This is a genomic window from Ruegeria aquimaris, assembly GCF_025751555.1.
Taxonomy (GTDB): Bacteria; Pseudomonadota; Alphaproteobacteria; order Rhodobacterales; family Rhodobacteraceae; genus Ruegeria_B; species Ruegeria_B aquimaris.
In genome coordinates this window covers 24,545-45,499 of sequence record NZ_JAOWLB010000008.1, presented here as the reverse complement: position 1 = coordinate 45,499, position 20,955 = coordinate 24,545, and the positions used below count along the sequence as shown (strand labels likewise).

The following is a 20,955-nucleotide window of genomic DNA, read 5'->3' as shown; positions in this document are numbered from 1 at the left end:
ACCTTCCGCGCAAAGATTCGCCTTTATTCACAACTAGAACACTCCCGTCAGGCAGCAGGTCTGCGTCTGCGGTCTCGTGACCGCCGGTATCAGTTATTCGCAATAAGGTATGCTGCGGGATGGCCCAAGAACATGTGCTGATCTACAATTTCGCCAGCGGTGACAGCACCTATCCGCATAGCGGTTCGTTCACCATCGGCGTCGCAGGCTTTATCAAGATCGACGATTCCGATGGGTTCCGCGATAGCGAATTTGGCGATTTCACCCATACCGGCGGCGCCGATGTTCCCGACCAGAATGTGACGGAATCGACCGTTGCCGGAATCGACGTGGGCGATACCGTCGATCTGCGTTACAAGTACACGATCACCGGCTCTGACGGTTCCAGCGGGACGGTCTATTTCATCGCCACCAACAGCACCAGCGACTATGGTCCGCTGATGGCGTCGGATTTCCCGCTGCAACCGGGCGTGACCTATACGTTCCGCACATTCAACACCGATGGCGCCGTTGCCTATGACGATCTGGTGGTCTGCTTTGTCGCCGGTACGCTGATCCGCACCAAAGCCGGAGAACGTCCCATCGAAACGCTGTGCGAGGGCGACCTGATACGAACTCAGGACCATGGCCTTCAGCCCCTGCGCTGGATCGGACGGCGGCACATCTGGGCAACCTCCCGCAACGCGCCCATCGTTTTTGCACCGGGGGCGTTGTCAAATCACAGCGAATTGCGGGTGTCTCCCAATCACCGGATGCTGGTCTCTTCGGCACGGGCCGAGCTGTATTTCGGCGATCCCGAAGTGCTGGTCCCCGCCAAGCACCTGTTGTGCCTCGATGGCGTCCATCGGGCCCCGTCTGGGCCGGTCACCTATGTCCATCTGCTCTTTGACCGGCACGAGGTCGTGTTCGCCAACGGCGCCCCAAGCGAGAGCTTCTATCCCGGCCCCCAGGCGCTGAATGCACTGGAACAGGCCGCACAGGACGAGGTGCTCTCGATCTTTCCCGAACTCGAAACCCGATGCGGTCTGCCCGGAGAAACCGCGCGCATGGCGCTGACGCGGCTGGAGACGCAGGTATTGCACGGGCTGGTGCACTGAAATCCAGTCACGAGCTGCGGCAGACAAGCGCTAGCGCTTGCCAAGCGTCATCAATGCCCCAATATCAAAGCCATGCTGCGCGTCACCCCGATCCTTCTGGCGGTTCTCTACGCCTTTGCCATGTACCATTTCTCGGCCTGGCGGACCCGGCGCGAGCTGGATGCACGCTCGACCGAGCTGGCCGACCCGGCGCTGAAACGGCTGACCGACCGGCTGGCGGCGGCCCTGGGCGTGGCCCGCGTACCGGTGCATATCTATGAAATCGACCCGGTCAACGGCTTGGCCGCACCCGACGGGCGCATCTTCATCACCCGCGGTTTCTATCGCAAATATCAAAGCGGCGAGGTCTCCGGCGAAGAGCTGACCTCGGTCATTGCGCATGAGCTGGGTCATGTGGCGCTGGGTCATTCGCGGCGTCGGATGATCGACTTTTCCGGCCAGAACGCCATGCGCACCGCGCTGGCCATGCTGCTGGGCCGGTTCATCCCCTTTTTCGGGGTCTGGATCGCAAATATGCTGACCACCCTGCTTGCCGCGCGGCTGAGCCGGGCGGATGAGTACGAGGCCGATGCCTATGCCGCCGCCCTGCTGACCAAGGCGGGTATCGGCGTGGCGCCGCAAAAGGCACTGTTTCACAAGCTTGACGCGCTCACTGCACAGCGCGCCGGCGTGGTACCCGCATGGCTTTTGAGCCACCCAAAGACCGCCGAGCGCATCGCCGCGCTCGACCGGCTCGAAGCGCGCTGGCAGGCGCATTGATCCTCAGGACAGATCCGCATGCTCTATTCTCTGCTCGACCTTGCCCCGGTACCCGAGGGCAGTGACATTCCCCAGGCGCTGGCCAACAGCACCGATCTGGCCATTCATGCCGAGACGCTGGGCTATCACCGCTACTGGCTGGCCGAACATCACAACATGCCCGGTATCGCCAGCGCCGCAACCGCGGTGCTGATCGGCCATATCGCCAGCCGGACCAAGACAATGCGGATCGGTGCGGGCGGTATCATGCTGCCCAACCATTCGCCTTACATGGTGGCAGAGGCCTTTGGCACGCTGGCGTCGCTCTATGGCGACCGCATCGATCTGGGGCTGGGGCGGGCGCCCGGCACCGACATGGCCACCGCGCGCGCCCTGCGCCGGGGGTTGTCGCAACAGGACAGTTTCCCGCAGGAGGTAATCGACCTGATCGGCTTTCTCGGGCCCGAGGATCCAGAGGCGCGGGTGCGCGCCGTTCCCGGCCAGAACACCAATGTTCCGGTCTGGATCCTTGGATCCAGCCTCTATGGCGCGCAACTGGCGGCACATCTAGGCCTTCCTTACGCGTTCGCCTCGCATTTCGCGCCTTCGGCGCTTGCCGACGCCTTTGATGTCTATCGCCGCAGCTTCAAACCTTCGGTGTTTCTGTCCCAACCCCATGTCATGATGGCGATCAACGTCTTTGCCGCCGACACCGATTCCGGAGGGGTGCGCCTGCGCACCACCATGCAACAGGCCTTTGCCCGTCTCAGACGAGGGATGCCGGGCAAGCTGCCAGCCCCGGTTGACGATATCACCGCCCATCTGGATCCTGTGACTCTGGAGAACGTGAATGCGGCCCTGCATGTCTCGGCTGTGGGCAGCCCGGATACGGTCAGGTCCAAATTGTCCGAGATCATCAACAGATATCTGCCCGACGAAGTGATCCTGACCGGGCAAATCCACGATCACACCGCGCGCAAACGTTCGTTCGAGATCGCGGCCGGGATCCTGCGCTCACTCTGAGCGGCGGTGTTCCAGCGCCTTGCCCAGCCGGGGCAGCCGCGCCTTTTTCATCAGACTGCGGATCGTCCATGCCTCGTCCGACAGACGGTTGGCCTCATCCAGCACTTTTTCGGCCATGAGAGCCATATTTTCCGAGTCGTCGCCAAAAAATTGCAAAAGAAACGCATCCGGGTCGATCCGCTCCAGCCCTTCCTCGGCCAGGATGTTGCGCGGGAAATCGGCGCGGTTGAGAGTCACGATCACATCCGCCGACCCCGCAACGGCGGTGGCCAGCACATGGATATCCGCTGGATCGGGCAGCCACAGCCGCGCCTCGACACCCGGCGCGGGCGGCACCTCGGCCCTGGGCCAGGCCGCGCGGGTCAGGGCGATCTCGGCGCGCGCCTGCGCCTCGCCCGCCGGTCCCAGCTTGACCGCCGCACGCGCCCATTCCTCCAAAATGCGGGCCGACCAGAGCGGGGTGAAATGCCCCAGCCGCGCCGCGCCCAGCAGCATCTCGCGCATGACCGTGGGATAGATCACGCAAGTGTCGAGCACCGCTTTCACAGCCGAAAGAACACCGCCTTGAGATAGCCGCTCTCGGCCAGTTGCGGCAATTGCGGATGGTCCGGCCCGGCAAAGCCGGTATGGATCAGCTGCGCGCTGCGCCCGGCGCGGCCAATGCCGCGCACGCTGGCCTCGCGGAACCGCGACAGATCGGCGGCATGGGAGCAAGAGCAGAGACCCAGATAGCCGTCCGGTCGCACCAGCGCCGCCGCCAGCCGCGCCACCCGTTCGTAAGCGCGCAACCCCGCGTCCAGCGCCTGTTTCGAGGGCGCGAAGGCGGGCGGATCGCAGATCACCACGTCGAATGTCTCGCCCTCCTCGGCTAGCGCGGTCAGCACGTCAAAGGCATCGCCCTGCCGGGTGTCGAACCGTCCGGCGAGCCCCGAGGCCAGCGCCCCCTGTTCGGCCAAGGCCAGCGCCGGGGCCGAGCCATCGACCGCCAGCGCGCTGCCTGCGCCGCCGGCCAGCATCGCAAGCGCGAAACCGCCCACATGGGAAAACACGTCGAGCACCCGCGCACCCTGCCCCGCCAGCCGCGCGGCAAAGGTATGGTTCGGGCGCTGGTCGTAGAAAAGGCCGGTTTTCTGGCCGCCGGTCAGATCGGCCATATAGGTCGCCCCATTCATCGGCACCGGCACCGGTGCCGTCGGGGCGGCCCCAGCCAGCACCGCGTTCTGATCATCAAGCCCTTCGAGCGCGCGCGTGCGCCCCGAGGCGTTCTTCAGAACCGTGCTGACACCGGTCACCTTGAGCAGTGCCGCGCTCAGCAGCTCCAGATGCGCCTCGGCCCAGGCCGCGTTGGGCTGGATCACGCAAGCCTCGCCGAACCGGTCGATGATCACCCCCGGAAAGCCATCGGCCTCGGCATGGACGAGCCGGTAGAAGGGCGCGTCAAACAGGCGTTCGCGCAGCGCCAGCGCCCGGGTCAACCGCGCCTCGAACCAGGCGGCGTTCAACTCCGCCTGCGGATCGCGGTCCAGCATCCGGGCCAGAATGCGCGAGCCGGGATTGACCGCAACCAGCCCCAAAGGCGCGCGGTTGTCATCCTCGAGTACCGCAACCGTGCCCGGCGCGATCTTGCGGGTGCGGCGGTCGGTGACCACCTCGTTGTCGAACACCCAGGGCGCGCCGTGGCGGATGGCACGGGCGTTTGCCTTGGGCTTCAGGCGGATGCGGGGACGGTCAAAAACGTCAGAGGGCGCTGTCATGAGCGCCCTCTTAATCTCATTCCCCTTGGCTGGGAAGTGTCAGATCTTGTTCAGCAACTGATAGAAGCCCAACGATGCGTTCTCATATCCCTCGGGATCGGTCAGTTCTTGCTGGATCACCCAGGCCAGATGATCGGTGATGCGCACCTTTTGGGTCTGACCGCGTGCCTCGGCGTTGATCGCCTGCTGGCCGCCAAACGCTTCGAGGTCGGCACGAATAGTGCGTGGCGGGGTCAGTTGCGCGCCTGTCGCCGAATCCTTGAGTACCAGATCAAAGGTGATCGCATGAATGCCACCGGTCGTGTAGCGGGCTTTCTCTGTCAGGGCATGGAAGCGCGACACCACGATTTCCAGATCGACCGAGACCGGGCCGTTCAGGGTGCCGACGCCGCGCACCATCGCATCCTGCACGATCTTCTGTACCTGCGCGTGACGGTCGCCGATCGGGTCCTCGCGCCAGACAATGTCGCCACGCGGCAGATAGCTGTTGCGCTCTGACACCTTGAGAGCCCGGGGAACAACCACCGTGACCGAGTTGACCCGCACAGGCGACTGCCCTGGCGCGTCAGCCAGCCCGCCCACGTCATCGGTTGCAGCGCGTGCCACCACATCGCCGTGCGGGATCACAACCTGCCCCATCGCCGCCTGCGGTCTCGCCGCGACCTGCGGCTGGATCGGGTCATAACCTGCCGGTGCACTGACTATGGAATTCGGGAGATTTTCGAAAGGAGCGTTACGGGTCGGAACATCGACGGCCGTACAGGCCGTCACAGTCAGCCCCAATCCGGCAACCAGGAACATCCGCAAGGTCTTCATCGTTTCTTCTCCTTGACCGGGTTGCGACTCCCGCAGCCGCTACCGTTTGAAGAGAATTTGACGGTGAATTGGGGCGACTTTGCGACAAATTCAGTACGTTTCAAAGATTGTTGCGTGGATCGACACGATCAGTTTCTCTCGCGTGAACGCCAGCCGCCGCGCCGTTTGGGGGTTGCCGCAGCGCTCAACCCGTCGCGGATGACGGCGGTCATTGGATGATCGGGCGCATCGGCGCCATAGCGGGCGTTCAGGTCGCTCAACGCCTCGCGCTGATCCAGCCCGATGGGCAGGCTCAGCGCCCAGTCCAGGAAGATGGTGCGGCACTCCTGAAGCGTTATTCCCTCAATTCGATAGGATTCGAAAATCAATCCTTTTGGGTCGAACCGGTCACCCGTCTTTGGCATCTTTCCACTCTCCCACCGCCGCGTCGATCAGACCCGCCGACGAGGTGTAGTTTTCCTCCAGCGCGGCGGCCAGTTGATCGAGCGTTTCAAATCCAGCGCTGCGACACAGGAAGGCCGCACTGCCTTCGCCCATGGTCTCAGGCGATATCACCGTACCCGAGAGCAACCGCGTTGCTGTCTGTACCGACCAGAATAGATCGTATGCCTGTCTGAGAGACTGCGCATCTGCGACCTCCATCCAACCGGCAGCGACCGTGGCGTCGAGCCCCGACGCCACGTCCCGCGCCGCGCTTCCCGCAAGCAAGGCACCCGCCTGGGACACCAGTTCGATGTCCAGCATCCGTCCCGGCCCGGTCTTGGCATCCCAAAGGCCAGACGGGACCTTGGCAGCCGCCAGTCTGGCGCGCATCTCGGCAACCTCCCGCAACACCCGGTCCCGGTCCGCGCTTTGTGACAACAGCTCTTGCCGGAAAGCCTCGATATCGGCGGCCAGTTCAGGTGATCCCGCCACCGGGCGGGCGCGGGTCAGGGCCAGATGCTCCCAGACCCATGCCTCGGTCTGCTGATAGGCGGTGAAACTTGCCCAGCTCGTTGCAACAGGCCCTTGATTCCCCGACGGCCTGAGGCGCATGTCCACCTCATAGAGCTTGCCTTGTGACATCGGCGCCGTCAGCGCTGTGATCAGGGCCTGCGTCAGCCGGGCATAATAGGGTCGCGTCGCCAGCGGGCGCGGTCCGTCCGAGGTTTCGGCATCAAGGGGGTCATAGATCAGGATCAAGTCGAGATCCGATTGCGCATTGATGCGTCCCGCCCCCAGCGATCCCATGCCCAGAACGGTGGCTCCCCGACCGGGTGGCATACCATGTTTGGCGGCGAACTGATCGACGACCACCGGCAGTATGGCGGCAATCACAGCCCCGGCCAGTTCCGCATATTGCACCCCGGCCCGGTCCGCCCCGATCAATCCGCGCAGATGGTGCACACCGATGCGGAAATGCCATTCCTTGGTCCAGCGCCGCGCCATGTCGAGACGCAGTTCATAGTCGGGTTCCGCTGCGAGCTTCTCGGACAGTTCTGCCTTCAACGCCTCCAGCCCCGGCCAGCGATCAAAGAAGGAACCACCGATCACCGCATCAAAAACACCGGAGTTCCGGGACAGGTAACTGGCCAGCATGTTGCTGGTGCCAACAATGTCGATCAGCAACTCGATCAGTTGCGGGTTGGCTTCGAAGAGCGAGAACAACTGCACGCCCGCAGGCAGGCCGGCCAGGAAACCGTCAAGCGCCAGCAATGCCTCGTCGGGCTTTGCCGTCTTGGCCAGCCGTGCCAGCAGCTCCGGTTTCAGGCGCTCGAAGATACGCCGCCCCCGCTGCGACCGCAGCGCGGGGTATGTGGGCCAGCGCGACAGGACGTTCTCGTCGAACTCGACCGTTTCCGCAGGGTGTGGCGCTTGACCGCCACGGCTTCCCGGCGCGAAAAACCCTTCGGTCAGTTCATGGACCTCGTTCAGCCTTCGGGTGATGTCCGCAGTCATCTGCCCGACATCGGTACCCATCAGGCAGGCGACCCGCTCCAGCCCGTCCGGGGTTTGCGGCAAGCGGTGGGTTTGCGCGTCATGCACCATCTGGATACGGTGTTCGACATCGCGATGGGCCCTGTAGTGATCGGCAAGCCGGTCCGCGACATCCTGCGGCACCCATTCCTTGGCGGCCAGCGCCTGAAGCCCAGGCACCGTGCCCCGCAGCCGCAGTTCCGGATCGCGCCCGCCAGCAATAAGCTGGCGCGTCTGTGTAAAGAACTCGATCTCGCGAATGCCGCCCCGTCCCAGCTTCATGTCATGACCGGGAATGGTCAGCGGGCCGCCAGTTCCCTTGTTCTCGCGAATGCGTAGGCGCATGTCATGCGCATCCTGAATCGCGGCAAAATCCAGATGCCGCCGCCAGACGAAAGGCCGCAGCGCCTTGAGAAAGCGCTCGCCCGCATCCAAGTCGCCGGCACAGGGGCGCGCCTTGATATAGGCAGCCCGCTCCCAGGTCCGGCCCAAGCTTTCGTAATACCGCTCTGCCGCCTCCATCGCCATGCAGACCGGGGTCACCGCCGGATCGGGCCTGAGCCGCAGATCGGTGCGGAACACGTAACCATCGGCAGTCTTGTCACTGAGCGTAGCGCAGAAGTTGCGCGTGGCCCTCACCATGCCCTGCCGCGCATCATAGAAATCATCCGGATCGTAGCGGGTTTCGTCAAACAGAACGATCAGGTCGATATCCGAACTGTAATTCAGCTCGTGCGCACCCATCTTGCCCATCGCCAGAATGACCAGACCGGCGGCGGTTTCAATGTCGTGCTCGGATTGACCGGGCAGCTTTCCCCGTCGGATCAGCGCTGCAATCTCGGCCTTGGCAGCCACATCGGCGGCCAGCGCACCAAAATCGGTGAGCAACCCGGTCACCCGTTCCAGCGGCCAGGCTCCCGACAGGTCGGCCAGCGCAGTCAGCAAAGCCAGTCTGCGTTTCGCACGCCGCAGCCCCGGCTTCAACTGATCGGGAGGCAAGGCGCGAACAGTGGCCAGTTCAGCCGCAACCGAAACGTCCGGGTCGGCCAGCGCCTCGGGAAGCCAGCCGGTTTCAAGAGCCATCAGGCTCATCAGATACGGGCTCGATCCGCCAGCGCCAGCCACGAGGTCCGACAGCTCGCCAGTGAATTCGGGAAAAAGACTGCGCGCTTCCCTCGCAAGGTCGAGGTCAAACGCACGGGGAAGTCGGGATATCGCAAGGCCGGTGTTCATGGCATCAATAGCGCAGCCCCACCGCGCCGCGTCAATGCGGCAAAGCTTGATCTCCCGACCGGGTTCGGGCAGGTCTGTGCGGATGAGCAAGAGCCTGTCCCGTGTCCGTGCAGCGTTGCAAGCTGCCGGAACAGTTCCACGTATTCATGAGACCGGAAATGCGCGCACCGCCCTTGACGCCGCGACCGCTGTCGGTTGCCAGTTGGATCAGATCGTCAAGTCGATCGTTTTCGAAGGCGCCGCCAGCGGCGCGATCGTTTTGTTCCTGACTGCGGGCAGCCGTCAGGTCGACACCGAACTGGCGGCAGCGCTGGCCGGAGAAGCCCTGAACCGAGCCGAGGCCGACCGGGTCCGCGCCCGCACCGGCTTCGCGATTGGCGGCGTTTCCCCCATTGGGCACCTCTCCCGTCCGCGCGCCTTCATGGATCCCAGCCTGATGGAGTTTCCGCTTGTCTGGGCAGCCGCCGGAACACCGCGCCATGTTTTCGCAATCGAGCCGAAAAAGCTTGCGATACTTGCAAAGGCTAAATGCGCCGGATTCACAACGAAGACTTAAACCAGGCCAAGCAACCGGTTCAGCATCATCGCCCAGGCAAGACTGCCCAAGAGACATGAGGGCAACAGCCACCAACCGGCACTCGCTCCTGGCCCGCCTTGCACAGGTGGCACTGGTCTTGCTGAAGAAGCGGACGATGCCATTCTGGCCCTCGGTCAACGGATTCATCAAATCTCGCCACCGATATTACGTGCATGATGTGGGACAGGCAAACTTTCAATAACCGCAAGAGCCTTGAAGAACTCGGAAGGCCTTGGAAGGCGCTTTGAAAATCAGGGACTTGAAGCGATCAACATCTTCTGGCGACACGCAATTCGCTTGTCATTCAAATTCGGTTCAACGGGCGTTTGGGGAGAATCGGCGCGTTTGGGACAGGGATATCTGCAAACTCTGACTAAATCCGCGCCGCATCCTTGCGAAATTCATCCATTCTGCCTGTGCCCATGGTTCATCTCCTTTGCTGCACATTATGTGATCAAAGGAGCGGCACCAAACCACGACAAATCCGATCCGCCCGGTTCCGCGAACCCCGCAATATACAACTCAGCGCGCCATGTTCTTCGGCGTCAAGGGCGGCAAGGAAGAACCCGTCGAGCAGGTCATGCCGAACAAAGTCGAGAAGGTTGCTTGTACGGGCGTAAAAACTGGTCTTCGAGCACTCTTGATGTGAGCACATTTGAAGGCGGTGTTCGGCCGAAAACTGTTTGCTGCAAATATCTCTGTCAAAGTTTGCAAGAATAAGTGTCCGCTATCAGTCGGCTATCACAAGAATCTCTGTCCGCTATCAATGGCTTTCACGGCGGCTCCGGACTCAATGTAAATCTTTTTCACATTGCCCCTTGCAACGGCGCTCTCCTTCTCCCACATTCACAATGTGAAAGACATTCACATTCAAACCTGATCTGGAGACCGACAATGACCATGATGACCGACCCCGTCGCCGCCCCGTCAAATCCGGGTTGGCTGCACCGAAGCGAAGCCTGGCTGGACAGCAAGGGCAAGGGCGCCTGGATCGCCGCCATGGTCCTTGGCTTTGTCTTCTTCTGGCCCATTGGCCTCGCCCTTCTCGCCTACATGATCTGGAGCAAACGCATGTTCAGCAAATCCTGCACCCGCCGCAAATCCTGGAGCCATCATGGCATGCGCGCCATGTCCACCACCGGAAACAGCGCCTTTGACGCCTACAAGGCCGACACGCTGGCGCGCCTGGAACAGGAACAGGCGGATTTCGAAGCCTTCCTCCACCGCCTGCGCGAGGCCAAGGACAAAGCGGAATTCGACGAGTTCATGGACGAACGCGTGCGCAAGGCCCGCGACGGTGAACGCAACGAGGACTCCATCTGAGCCACACCGGCAGCTCCGGCAAGGGGCTGCCTGACCATCCACCACGGACCCAGCCAATGACACACCTGCCCCATCCCGACCATCAACCCGAATTCTACCAGAGCGTCGCGGTCAAACGCTTTTTCGCCTGGGTGTTCGATACTTGCGTGATTCTGTTTCTCAGCCTGATCGTTGTCTTGCTGACCGCCTTTGTCGGGGCTTTTGTCTGGCCCATCCTCTACTTGGTCGTGGGCTTTGTATACCGCGTGGCCACCATCGCTGGCGGGTCTGCCACCTGGGGTATGCGGTTTGTCGGAATAGAACTGCGCGATGCATACGGCTCGCGGCTGGATGGTGGTCTTGCACTGGCCCACACTGCCGGATACACGATCAGCATGGCGATCCCCGTGCTTCAGGTTGTGTCGATCCTGATGATGCTGCTTGGAGCACGTGCCCAGGGTCTGACCGACGCAGTGCTGGGCACCGTCGCGATCAATCGCAGGGTCTATGCCTGATGATGTGACTTTGGTCACTTGGCGGGTTTCGGATCGGTTGCTATCATCCCGCCAAGCAACCACAGGACACCCATGCGCCATACGCTGCCCATCGCGCCACAATTCTATGTGACGGCACCGCAACCCTGCCCCTATCTGGCGGACAGGATGGAAAGGAAACTGTTCACGGCGCTTCAGGGCCAAGGTGCCGAACGCCTGAACAACTCCCTTTCACAGCAGGGGTTCCGGCGTTCCCAGAACGTGCTTTACCGGCCCTCCTGCGCCGATTGTTCTGCATGCCTTTCCGCGCGTATTGACGTCAACGCCTTTTCCCTGTCCCGCGGTCAGCGACGCACGCTGAAACGCAACGACCACCTGACCCGGCGCGCCACATCGCCCTGGGCGACGGACGAGCAGTTCGATCTGTTCCGCAGCTATCTAGACAGCCGACACGCCGATGGCGGCATGGCCGACATGGATGTGTTCGAGTTTGCGGCGATGATCGAGGAAACGCCGATCCGCAGCCGCGTCATCGAGTATGCTGATCGCGAAAGCGGAGCGCTGACCGCCGTCAGTCTGACGGATGTACTCGATGACGGGCTCAGCATGGTCTATTCCTTCTACGATCCCGATCAGCACCGCAATTCTTTGGGCACTTACATGATCCTTGATCACATCGAGATCGCGCGGGAAACCGGCCTGCCCTATGTCTATCTCGGCTATTGGGTGCCCGGCAGTCCCAAGATGGGGTACAAATCCCGGTTCTCAGGGCTCGAGATCTATCGCGGCGGAGCCTGGCATCCACTCAGCAATCCCGAGGCGCATGATGCCGCACGCCATCCCCTGTCCACGGATCCAATCGCCGAACAGGTCGCGAACATCCAACTTCCGGACCGCTGGCCGACAACGACCTAACGGTTGTCCGGCGCAAGTCGTAGTCGTTTCCAAAAACAGGAAAGGGGGCCCGAAGGCCCCCTTTTTGCTATCTTCCACTGCCCATCAGTTCGGGATCAGTGCCGGAACAATGGTCACGATCGACGGGAACATCCACAGGATGCCGATGCCGATCACCTGGATGATCACAAAGGGTATGATGCCCCGATAGATGTGACCAGTTGTCACTTCCTTGGGTGCAACCCCGCGCAGGTAGAACAGCGCAAAGCCGAACGGAGGTGTCAGGAACGAGGTTTGCAGGTTCACCGCCACCATGATCGTCACCCATTTCGGATCGAAGGATCCGCCATAGATCACCGGCCCCACGATCGGGATCACGATATAGATGATCTCGAGGAAGTCGAGCACGAACCCAAGGATGAAGAGCACCAGCATCACGATCAGGAAGACCGTGAATTCATTGTCGAAACTCTTCAGGAAGTCCTGGATGTAATGCTCGCCACCAAAGGAGATCACCACCAGGTTCAACAGCTGCGAGCCGATCAGGATGGTAAACACCATCGAGGTCACCTTGGCAGTTTCCCGCACGATGGGTGACAGCACGCCGCCCGCGAACAGAACCCAGCACCCGAACAACAGCCCGAACAGCGCATAGGCATAAGTGGCATAGGCAAAGGTGAAGGCAACCCAGCTTTCGAACGATACATTGCCCTGATTGATGCGCAGGTCAAAGTTCACCCCGATCAGCAGACAGACGATGATGGCGAAAGTCGACCAGATGATGATCGCGCCCGAGCGTCCTTCGTCCTTCAACCGGCGATAGGCCGCCAGCATGATCGCCCCGCCCGCACCCAGCGCCGCCGCCGGAGTGGGGTTGGTGACACCGCCCAGGATCGAGCCAAGAACCGCGATGATCAGAACCAGTGGCGGGAACACCACCCGGATCAGATCATTGGTCGCACAACGCGCCGCGGCCGCCTTGCACCCATAAAGAGCCAGGGCCGTCGGGATCGCCAGCAACAGCACGGTCACCCCCGACGACGTCGTCGGCGCGACCAGCAGGATGTCGACCAGCAGCATGAGCGCCAGACCAAGCCCGCCGATCATCAGCGGACGCGGATCCTGCGACGGTGCCACACCGCGACCCACGACCAGCGTCAGGCCCAGCAGGACAAAGAGCGTCGCAACCCCGGTGCCAATCGGCGCGGCCGCAGCGATCTTGGCCTCCAACGCGGCGGCGATCTCTTCTTCGGTCAGCTTGTGCGCTTCCTGCACGCCGCCCGCCTTGTCGATGGCCTCCTGCTCGACGACGGCGGCATCCCATGCCTCCTGCCCATGCAGCGCGATCATCGAAACCTTGCACTCTTCGGACACGTTGGTGCGCAGGCTTGCGGATTTCGAACTGTCCGAGAAACCCGACACCGTCAGGTCCTGGCTGCCCACAATCCCGACATTAGCCATCAGGATGGTCCCGACGATCAACGCGATGGGCGCGCCCAGAAGCCAGGTGAATGCCTCGGACCGAGTGACAACCTCTCCCGACTTGCCGGCCATTGCGACGGCAGGCGCTTTTTCGGGGTTCAGCAGTGCAAAGCCAAAGGCGTAGACCGCGTAGAGCACCGCCAGCATGATGCCGGGCAGCAGCGCCGCCTGGAACAGCGTACCCACCGACACCACCGCCGGTTCACCAAGATAGGTCAAGGCATCCGAACAGCCAGCCTCGATGGCGCGGGTTTCCTGCGCGGTGGAGTAAAGGTCACCAGCCAGCGTTCCCAGAAGAACGATCACGATCGAGGGCGGGATGATCTGCCCCAGCGTACCAGAGGCGGCGATCACCCCTGTCGCCAGTTCCGGTGAGTAGTTGTTGCGCAGCATGGTCGGCAGGGCCAGCAGGCCCATGGTGACCACCGTTGCACCGACGATCCCGGTCGAGGCGGCAAGGAACGCCCCCACGACAACGATGGAGACTGCCAGTCCGCCAGGCAGCGGGCCAAACACCCGTGCCATGGTGGTCAGCAGGTCGTTGGCGATCTTCGAACGTTCCAGCGTGATACCCATGAGAACGAACATCAGCACCGCAAGCAGCGTTTCAATCGACTGGCCCGCAAGCACACGCTCGTTCATCCGGTTGACGATGAAGGCGACGTTGCGGTCCATCGCGGTTTGCCAACCGCCCGAGAACACATGTTCGGCGGCGCGCGGCAGATCCGGGTATCGGAAGATCGAAATCGTATCCGGCCTGACACCGGAATTGACCAGATCGTGATAGGCCTGCGACGAGGTGTCGATGGCCTGATGGATCAGCAACCCCGCGCTGTCGAGCGCCGCGATGATGCCGAAGGAGATGATCCCGGCACCGCCGATGGCAAAGGCCACCGGGAAGCCCGAGAGAATGCCCCCGAAGAGGCAGAGAAAGACAATAATGAGGCCGATTTCGACGCCATCAAGACCGAATAGCATGTCCCCAGTTCCTATTCTTAATGCGTGCCTTCATAGGCCTCTTCACCCTCGCCAAGCGTATCCTTGTCGAGGTATTTTCCGACACTGCCCTCGCCTTCCACGAACTCCAGCCAGGAGCGATAGAAGAACGCGACCGCATGAATGAAGATCATCGCAGCAAACGCCACCAGCAGGATCTTGAACAGGAAGTACCCGTTGAACCCATTGGGGCTGAAACCGATGGTTTCCACGTTCCAGCGCATGGCGCGCGATTTCATCAAGAGCCGGTCAAGCTGGTCACTGGCCGACGGGTTCGGCACGATCAGGTGACGCCACAGGAAGTACCAGCCGTAAAGCCAGGTCACCACCGCCATCGGCATCATGAACATCAGCGATCCGAACATGTCGACCACCCGCTTCGCCCGGTGGCTGATGCCGGAATAGATCAGGTCCACGCGCACGTGACCGCCCTGGACGAAGGTGTATGTCGCGCAGAGGCACACCACCATCGCGTTGTAAAGCTTCAACTCCTCGGACCACCAGCTGATATCGAACGAGATCGGAATGCCCAACCCGAATGACAGGTCCGGACGCGCGAACACGCGCTGGATGAACACGATGATGATCTGCTGCAGCACCATCAAGAGGCCAGCCCAGGCAAAGAACCGGCCAACCGTGTTGGCGAAGCCTTCGAGAACCCGGACCATGCCCCACATGAAATTGCGATAGAACATGCCGATGGCGGTCAGGATCAAAACGAAGGTGAAGACGACAAAGAAGAACTCGACCGATCCGCCATAGTAGACGAAACGCATCACAGCTTCCTTGTCCGACCAATCAAGCCAGAGCTGGGGATGCGTGACCGCGTAGCCAAAGTTGTAAAAGGACTCGGCGATGTTCTGAACCAGCCATATCAGACCGTTCCATAGGGCGCCGAAAAAGGAGATACCGTTATCTTCCTGCATGTTGCCCCCGAGAGACGCTTGCCGAGCCGCTTATGCAGACCCCATCAGTCCGGGCTCAGGCAAAGGGAAAGCCCCCCGCCAGATGGCGGGGGTACCGTTTTTGAACTGTGTGCGGGATCAGCCCAGAACGCGGTCGCGCTGCGCGGTGTAGACACCCGACGACAGGTTCAACCAGGCCGAGGACGACTTCATCGACGCCATCGCGCTGTCGTAGATCTTCTTGAACAGCTCGTCGCCCATGTTCTCTGCCATGACTTCCTGGCTGGCCTTGCCGAAGGCATCCCAGACGCTGTCGGGGAATTCCATGACCTTCACGCCGCCCGCTTGCAGACGCTGGAGCGCCGCACCGTTGTTGGACAGGAACTGTGCCAGGTTCCACTGGTGGCACTCGCCAGCCGCGATTTCGATGATCTTCTGATGCGCGGGGCTCAGGCTCTCGAAGACTTCGCGGTTGGTGGCAACCGACAGACCTGCGCCCGGCTCGTGGAAGCCAGCGGTGTAGTAGGTCTTGGTGATTTCCTGGAAACCGGCCTTTTCGTCCGCCCAGGGGCCGATCCACTCGGTGCCGTCGATGGCGCCCGAGGACAGGGCCTGGTACACTTCCGAACCCGGAATGTTCTGCACCGATGCGCCCAGCTTGCCCAGCGCCTTGCCGCCCAGACCGGGCATGCGGAACTTCAGGCCGTTGAAATCTTCGGGGCCGTTGATCTCTTTCGAGAACCAGCCGCCTGCCTGTGCACCGGTGTTGCCGGCCAGGAAGGATTTCAGGCCAAAGATCTGGCCCAGCTCGTCATGCAGCTCGTGGCCGCCGTCGAAATAGTACCAGTTGACCAGTTCCTGCGCGGTCATGCCGAACGGCACGGCGGTGAAGAACGCATAACCCGGGTGCTGACCCACGAAGTAGTAGTCAGCGCCATGGTACATGTCAGCCTGACCCGAGGTAACGGCGTCGAACACTTCGAACGCGCCCACCAGTTCGCCAGCGGCCTTCAGGTCCACGGTCAGGTTGCCGTCCGACATCGCGGTGATGTTGTCGGCCACGCGCTGTGCCGAGTCATGCACGCCCGCCAGGCCACGGCCCCAGGTGGTGACCATGGTCAGCGTCCGCTTGCCCTGCGCATAGGCCGGAGCAGCCAGAGCGGTGGTGGCCGCAGCGGCAGCACCGCCCATTGCCGAGGTTTTCAGAAAAGAACGACGATCCATAGAGTATTTCCTCCCCTTGCAAGTCGTACACACCCGAGGGTTCATTCCCTCCGGGTGGATCGTTTCAGTGGCGCAAAGGTAGCGAGAGGTCATCCCGTAAGGGAATACCTAGTACTACGTAGCAGGGGTGGAAAAACGGGCGAACAGCCCGTCAAGTCACCTTTTTTTGTCCTCGTCGCTCCGCTGCACGGCGGATACGCGTGACCCGGGGGCGATCTCAGGCTTTGCTTTCGCGTCCGTTTTTCGTATCGATTCGCCATGCGACGGCTGCGAACCCTGATCCGGCCCAACTACGCCCAGAAGATCTCGCTTCTGGCGACGCTGCCGCTTGTCGTGGCAGTCACCGCGATTGCCGCACTGGTTGCGTATCAGGCGCAGGCGCTGGCGGAACGCGAGATCCAGGCGTTGGAACGGCAGCTCTTGAGCGCCAAGAAGGCCGAGCTACGCAACTACGTCACCCAGGCCCGCAACGGGTTTGCCCATATCTACGGCCCCGCCGCGCCCGACGACGAAGAGGCCAAGACCCGGGTCGCCCAGATTCTGGCCGCGATGATCTATGGTCAGGACGGCTTCTTCTTTGTCTACGACTATGACGGCAAGAACCTTGTCAGCCCGCGCCAGACGGAATTCATCAACCGCAACTGGGAAGGGCTGACCGACAGCCAGGGCATCCCCGTCGTTGACGAATTCATCCGGCTGGCCCGGCAAGGGGCCGGGTGGCACTCCTTCATGTGGGAAAAACCATCGACCGGGGAAGAAGCACAGATGGTCGCCTATGTGGTCGGCCTTCAGGACTGGCGTTGGGCGGTCGGAACGGGGGTTTTCATCGATGATGTCCTAGCGTCGGTCGCGGCATCGCGGGCCGAAACCCAACTGCGCGTGCGCCGAACCTTTCTCTACATCGGCGCCATTGCGTTGGCGGCGCTGCTGGTCGTTTTTGGCTCGGGCATGGTGATCAATATCCGCGAGCGTCGGCTTGCGGACGCCAAGCTCAAGGAACTGACCCAACGCGTGTTCGACGCACAGGAGGAGGAGCGCGGCCGGGTTGCCCGCGAATTGCATGACGGCATCAGCCAGATACTTGTCGGCGTGCGCTATGCGCTGGACAGCGCCCGGCGCAAACTGGCGCGCGGTGACAAGGACGGGGCCGAACCGCCGCTGGACAAGGGAATCGTGCACCTGGGCACCGCAATCACCGAAGTGCGCCGGATCAGTCGCGACCTGCGCCCCGGCGTGCTGGATGACCTTGGCCTTGGTCCTGCCCTGAAATCCCTCACCGACGATTTCCGCGAGCGCACCGGGATCGAGACCGAATTCACCACCGTGGTGTTCCGCAACCGGCTGGACCAGAACAGCAAGATCGCGCTCTACCGGATCGCGCAAGAGGCGCTCACCAACATCGAGCGCCACTCGGGCGCAACGCGTGTCTCGATCGACCTGCGCGGTCACAAGAAGGGCGCAACCATGCGCATCTCTGACAACGGTCGAGGTATCCGCTCCGGCCCCGGCAAGACGGGTCCGGGCCTTGGGTTGCGCAATATGCAGGAACGAATCGAGCAGCTTGACGGAACCCTTCGGATCCTGTCGTCCCGCGGCGCCCAGACCGGAACCGTCATCGAAGTCAGCCTGCCGCTCAGCCATCTGTTGCCGCCGCAAGAGGAAGCGACGCAGAAAAGAAAGGTATCCCCATGACCGCCGATCCCGTCCGCATCCTGATCGTCGACGACCATCCGATGGTGGCCGAAGGCATCCAGGCAATCCTTGAGAGCTATGACGGGCTTCAGGTGATCGGAACCGTGCATGACGGGCGCGAGGCGGTGGGACGGACGCTGGCGCTTTGTCCCGACGTGATCCTGATGGACCTCAACATGCCGGGCCTTGGTGGGCTCAGCGCGACCGAGATCATCCTGGAGCAGATGCCGGATACCCGTATCCTGATCCTGTCGATGCATGACAGCCCGGAATACATCTCTACCGCGCTCAGCCATGGCGCAATGGGCTATGTACTCAAAGACGTGCCCACCGAAGAGATCAAACAGGCCATCGACGCAGTGATGCGGGGCGAACGCTATCTCTGCACCGGGGCGAAGGGATCGCTGGAACCCAAGGAGGGCGAAGAGGCGCGCGAGGCACTGACCGGGCGCGAACAGACGATCTTGCTGCAACTGGCCCAGGGCAAGTCCAACAAGGAGGTCGCCATCGCGCTGGACATATCCGTGCGCACGGTCGAGACCCATCGCAAGAACATCAAGCGCAAACTGGGTATTTCATCCACCGCCGGACTGACCCGCTATGCTCTGGAACACGGGGTGCTTCAGGGCACAGGCGTAGGGCTCTAGGCAGGTTTTATCCAAGCCGCGAAAATAGCACACGCGCCCCCTTGCAAAGGCTGTGCCACCAGATCATTTGCTGCTGGCAACTCCCCTTTCGAGGTAGCCATGATCCTCCTCTCCTTCGCTGCCGGGCTGACGGCCCTGATACTCGGCGGCGACTTTCTTGTGCGCGGCGCAACCTCGACCGCTATCGCCTTGCGCATCCCTCCATTGGTCATCGGCATGATCGTCGTCGGGTTCGGAACCTCGCTGCCCGAACTGCTGGTCTCGGTCAACGCGGCCCTGGCTCATGCGCCCGACATCGCCCTTGGCAATGTGATCGGATCAAATACCGCCAACATCCTGCTCATCCTCGGTCTTGCCGCCGTATTGTTTCCCATCGTCAGTAGTTTCATCGAAGTGCGCAAGGACCTCATACTTGTCATCCTCGCCACTCTGGCGCTTGCCGCCCTGCTTGCGGACGGCCGCCTGTCCCGCCTGGATGGTATCTTGATGCTCACCGGTCTGGCCCTGTTCCTGTGGAGCTCGATCCGTCAGGTCGATGCCGATCCACAGGACAACCTGATGATCGAACGCCGCTTTCGTCCGCTGGCTGTGCTTCAGATCGCCGGCGGCCTGGTCGCCCTTGTCTTTGGCGCGCGCCTGCTGGTGGACAGCGCCACCGAATTGGCGCGTATGGCACATATTTCCGAGGCGGTAATCGGCCTGACCATCGTTGCGATAGGCACGTCCCTGCCCGAGCTTGCAACTTCGGTCATCGCCGCGTTCCGGCGCAACTCGGCGATGTCGCTGGGCAATGTGATCGGATCGAACTTGTTCAACATCCTGGGCATTCTGGGCGTGACCGCCGTCATCGCACCGATTCAGGCCGACACGCGATTCCTGACACTGGATACACCGATCGCCTTGGCCGCGGCGCTTCTGCTCACCGCACTCCTGTGGTTCGGCGGAATCTCGCGGCTTGCGGGCGTTTGCATGCTCGCCGTCTATGTCGGCTATCTGGGCTGGATGGGGCTGAGCTGACGCCCGCTCAATCCCTCAAGGCATCTGATCTGAGCCCTGCCCGCTCATAGTGCCTCGGCAGGACCCGGCCATAGAGCTGCCGGGTCCGCTCTACCCCGCCACACATCCCTTCGGTCTCGACAAAGGAAAAGATACCGACATAGCGCCGCCGGGGGCCCTCGACCGGGGCAACCCGGTGCAGCGCGTAGCGGCCCTTGAAAATCTGCAAGTCGCCCGGCCGCAACTCAAGGACCCGGACCTTGCTGCGATCTCCGGCCAGGACCTGCGCGACCCCTGCAAAGTTCTCGTCCTGGGCAGTCCGCAGATCGGGCACATATTCGAACGCACCACCTGAACTGCCGCTCTGGATGGCCAGCGTGACGGTGAAATTGTTGGTATCGAAATGCCAGGGGAACCCCTGCCCCGCCTCGACCGCGTTCACGATCACATCCGCCAGCGGATCGTCATAACGAAAGAACCGGTCCTCCGGTTCGTTCAGCGCATCGCGAATGAACGGCATGAAGGGGGCGGCCTCGTAAATCATCCGCAGCGGGCCTTCGGGCGGGAAGTTGTCTGCCGGGACAAAAGCGTTGGACCGATCATAGAATTGCCGCACCGGATGATCCGCGGGCAAAGACGGATCGTCCTGCGAGAAGTACACGTTTGTTCGGCTAAAGCTCCGATGTCCCAGATGGGCAACCGCATCCGCCTCGGCAGTCAAATGCGCAACCCCGCGCGCACTGGCAAACCCGGGCAGAACGGCACAGCCGTCCTCGGCAATCTCGCGTCGGAGATCGGTCAGCAACGCGGCATAGGCAGCACTATCGGGCCGGTCGATCGGATAGCGGCCCAGGTCGATCAGATCGTGCAGTTCCATCGCGTTTCTCCCATCCATCTTTCTCCCAGACTGGACGGGTGACTCGGCTGTATCTGGCCTGTTTGCGGCGCATAGGGCCGCAAAACAGGTCGCAAGAGGCCACTTGATCGGGGACAAATTACAGAAATGTCGCAGCCTGCGGCATTCTGCGCAAGAAAATGTCGCGTTTCAGGCCCCACGAGACAGGTTTTTCGCCCAATTGCCTGTTGACGCTCCGTTCCCTCGCCCATAATGTCCCCGCCAAGCTAAAGG

The 20,955-nt window shown here is 62.0% G+C and carries 20 protein-coding genes; 11 read left to right on the top strand and 9 right to left on the bottom strand.

From position 1 onward, the window contains the following. Positions 1 to 119: 119 nt before the first annotated feature. The 3 genes from OE747_RS12700 (at position 120) to OE747_RS12690 (ending at position 2,858) form a co-directional block, all read left to right on the top strand. Positions 120 to 1,097, top strand: a complete 978-nt coding sequence (locus tag OE747_RS12700) for a Hint domain-containing protein (RefSeq protein WP_263828965.1) — start codon at positions 120 to 122, stop codon at positions 1,095 to 1,097. A gap of 72 nt (positions 1,098 to 1,169) precedes the next feature. Continuing rightward, positions 1,170 to 1,856, top strand: a complete 687-nt coding sequence (locus tag OE747_RS12695) for a M48 family metalloprotease (protein ID WP_263828964.1) — start codon at positions 1,170 to 1,172, stop codon at positions 1,854 to 1,856. 18 nt (positions 1,857 to 1,874) lie between these two features. Further along, the gene (locus OE747_RS12690; RefSeq protein WP_263828963.1) at positions 1,875 to 2,858 is read left to right on the top strand and encodes an LLM class flavin-dependent oxidoreductase; all 984 of its coding nucleotides are present in this window, start codon (positions 1,875 to 1,877) and stop codon (positions 2,856 to 2,858) included. Here OE747_RS12690 and OE747_RS12685 read toward each other — a convergent pair. The 5 genes from OE747_RS12685 to OE747_RS12665 form a co-directional block, all read right to left on the bottom strand. Continuing rightward, entirely contained in the window at positions 2,850 to 3,404 is a 555-nt protein-coding gene (locus OE747_RS12685; RefSeq protein WP_263828962.1) for an RSP_2648 family PIN domain-containing protein, read from the bottom strand. The two genes, OE747_RS12690 and OE747_RS12685, sit on opposite strands and share 9 nt — an antisense overlap. Continuing rightward, entirely contained in the window at positions 3,401 to 4,612 is a 1,212-nt protein-coding gene (locus OE747_RS12680; protein ID WP_263828961.1) for an RSP_2647 family RNA methyltransferase, read from the bottom strand. Before OE747_RS12680 ends, OE747_RS12685 begins: the two co-directional genes overlap by 4 nt. A 39-nt stretch (positions 4,613 to 4,651) precedes the next feature. Beyond that, complete coding sequence (locus OE747_RS12675; protein ID WP_263828960.1) at positions 4,652 to 5,428, bottom strand: DUF6778 family protein; 777 nt, start codon at positions 5,426 to 5,428, stop codon at positions 4,652 to 4,654. Positions 5,429 to 5,556: 128 nt separating this feature from the next. Further along, a complete protein-coding gene (locus tag OE747_RS12670) occupies positions 5,557 to 5,832 on the bottom strand; it encodes a hypothetical protein (RefSeq protein WP_263828959.1) in 276 nt (91 codons plus the stop codon). Beyond that, positions 5,816 to 8,617 carry a [protein-PII] uridylyltransferase family protein gene (locus OE747_RS12665; RefSeq protein WP_263829065.1) on the bottom strand — a complete coding sequence of 934 codons (2,802 nt, stop codon included), beginning with the start codon at positions 8,615 to 8,617 and terminating at the stop codon, positions 5,816 to 5,818. Before OE747_RS12665 ends, OE747_RS12670 begins: the two co-directional genes overlap by 17 nt. A gap of 82 nt (positions 8,618 to 8,699) precedes the next feature. On the opposite strand from OE747_RS12665, the gene OE747_RS12660 reads away from it, so the two are divergent. The 5 genes from OE747_RS12660 to OE747_RS12640 all read left to right on the top strand — a co-directional run bounded on the left by OE747_RS12660 (position 8,700) and on the right by OE747_RS12640 (position 11,905). Beyond that, positions 8,700 to 9,173, top strand: coding sequence for a YbaK/EbsC family protein (locus OE747_RS12660; RefSeq protein ID WP_263828958.1), 474 nt, complete (start codon positions 8,700 to 8,702; stop codon positions 9,171 to 9,173). Between the two features lie 55 nt (positions 9,174 to 9,228). Then, positions 9,229 to 9,396, top strand: a complete 168-nt coding sequence (locus tag OE747_RS12655) for a hypothetical protein (protein WP_263828957.1) — start codon at positions 9,229 to 9,231, stop codon at positions 9,394 to 9,396. A 692-nt stretch (positions 9,397 to 10,088) separates the two neighbouring features. Further along, positions 10,089 to 10,517, top strand: coding sequence for a DUF2852 domain-containing protein (locus OE747_RS12650; RefSeq protein ID WP_263828956.1), 429 nt, complete (start codon positions 10,089 to 10,091; stop codon positions 10,515 to 10,517). 56 nt (positions 10,518 to 10,573) lie between these two features. After that, positions 10,574 to 11,011 carry an RDD family protein gene (locus OE747_RS12645; protein ID WP_263828955.1) on the top strand — a complete coding sequence of 146 codons (438 nt, stop codon included), beginning with the start codon at positions 10,574 to 10,576 and terminating at the stop codon, positions 11,009 to 11,011. A gap of 72 nt (positions 11,012 to 11,083) precedes the next feature. Next, positions 11,084 to 11,905 (top strand): arginyltransferase, encoded by an 822-nt coding sequence (locus tag OE747_RS12640; protein ID WP_263828954.1) that lies wholly within the window; start codon positions 11,084 to 11,086, stop codon positions 11,903 to 11,905. 84 nt (positions 11,906 to 11,989) lie between these two features. On the opposite strand, the gene OE747_RS12635 is transcribed toward OE747_RS12640, so the two are convergent. From OE747_RS12635 to OE747_RS12625, 3 genes are all read right to left on the bottom strand, one after another. Then, positions 11,990 to 14,344 (bottom strand): TRAP transporter large permease, encoded by a 2,355-nt coding sequence (locus OE747_RS12635; RefSeq protein WP_263828953.1) that lies wholly within the window; start codon positions 14,342 to 14,344, stop codon positions 11,990 to 11,992. A gap of 17 nt (positions 14,345 to 14,361) precedes the next feature. Then, a complete protein-coding gene (locus tag OE747_RS12630; RefSeq protein ID WP_263828952.1) occupies positions 14,362 to 15,288 on the bottom strand; it encodes a TRAP transporter small permease subunit in 927 nt (308 codons plus the stop codon). Positions 15,289 to 15,405: 117 nt separating this feature from the next. After that, positions 15,406 to 16,491 (bottom strand): TRAP transporter substrate-binding protein, encoded by a 1,086-nt coding sequence (locus tag OE747_RS12625; RefSeq protein WP_263828951.1) that lies wholly within the window; start codon positions 16,489 to 16,491, stop codon positions 15,406 to 15,408. Positions 16,492 to 16,749: 258 nt separating this feature from the next. On the opposite strand from OE747_RS12625, the gene OE747_RS12620 reads away from it, so the two are divergent. The 3 genes from OE747_RS12620 (at position 16,750) to OE747_RS12610 (ending at position 19,847) form a co-directional block, all read left to right on the top strand. Beyond that, positions 16,750 to 18,183 carry a cache domain-containing protein gene (locus OE747_RS12620; RefSeq protein ID WP_263828950.1) on the top strand — a complete coding sequence of 478 codons (1,434 nt, stop codon included), beginning with the start codon at positions 16,750 to 16,752 and terminating at the stop codon, positions 18,181 to 18,183. Continuing rightward, positions 18,180 to 18,830 carry a response regulator transcription factor gene (locus OE747_RS12615; protein ID WP_263387708.1) on the top strand — a complete coding sequence of 217 codons (651 nt, stop codon included), beginning with the start codon at positions 18,180 to 18,182 and terminating at the stop codon, positions 18,828 to 18,830. Before OE747_RS12620 ends, OE747_RS12615 begins: the two co-directional genes overlap by 4 nt. Before the next feature lie 99 nt (positions 18,831 to 18,929). Next, the gene (locus OE747_RS12610; protein ID WP_263828949.1) at positions 18,930 to 19,847 is read left to right on the top strand and encodes a calcium/sodium antiporter; all 918 of its coding nucleotides are present in this window, start codon (positions 18,930 to 18,932) and stop codon (positions 19,845 to 19,847) included. A 7-nt stretch (positions 19,848 to 19,854) separates the two neighbouring features. On the opposite strand, the gene OE747_RS12605 is transcribed toward OE747_RS12610, so the two are convergent. After that, a complete protein-coding gene (locus OE747_RS12605) occupies positions 19,855 to 20,703 on the bottom strand; it encodes a HalD/BesD family halogenase (protein ID WP_263828948.1) in 849 nt (282 codons plus the stop codon). Between the last annotated feature and the right edge of the window lie 252 nt (positions 20,704 to 20,955).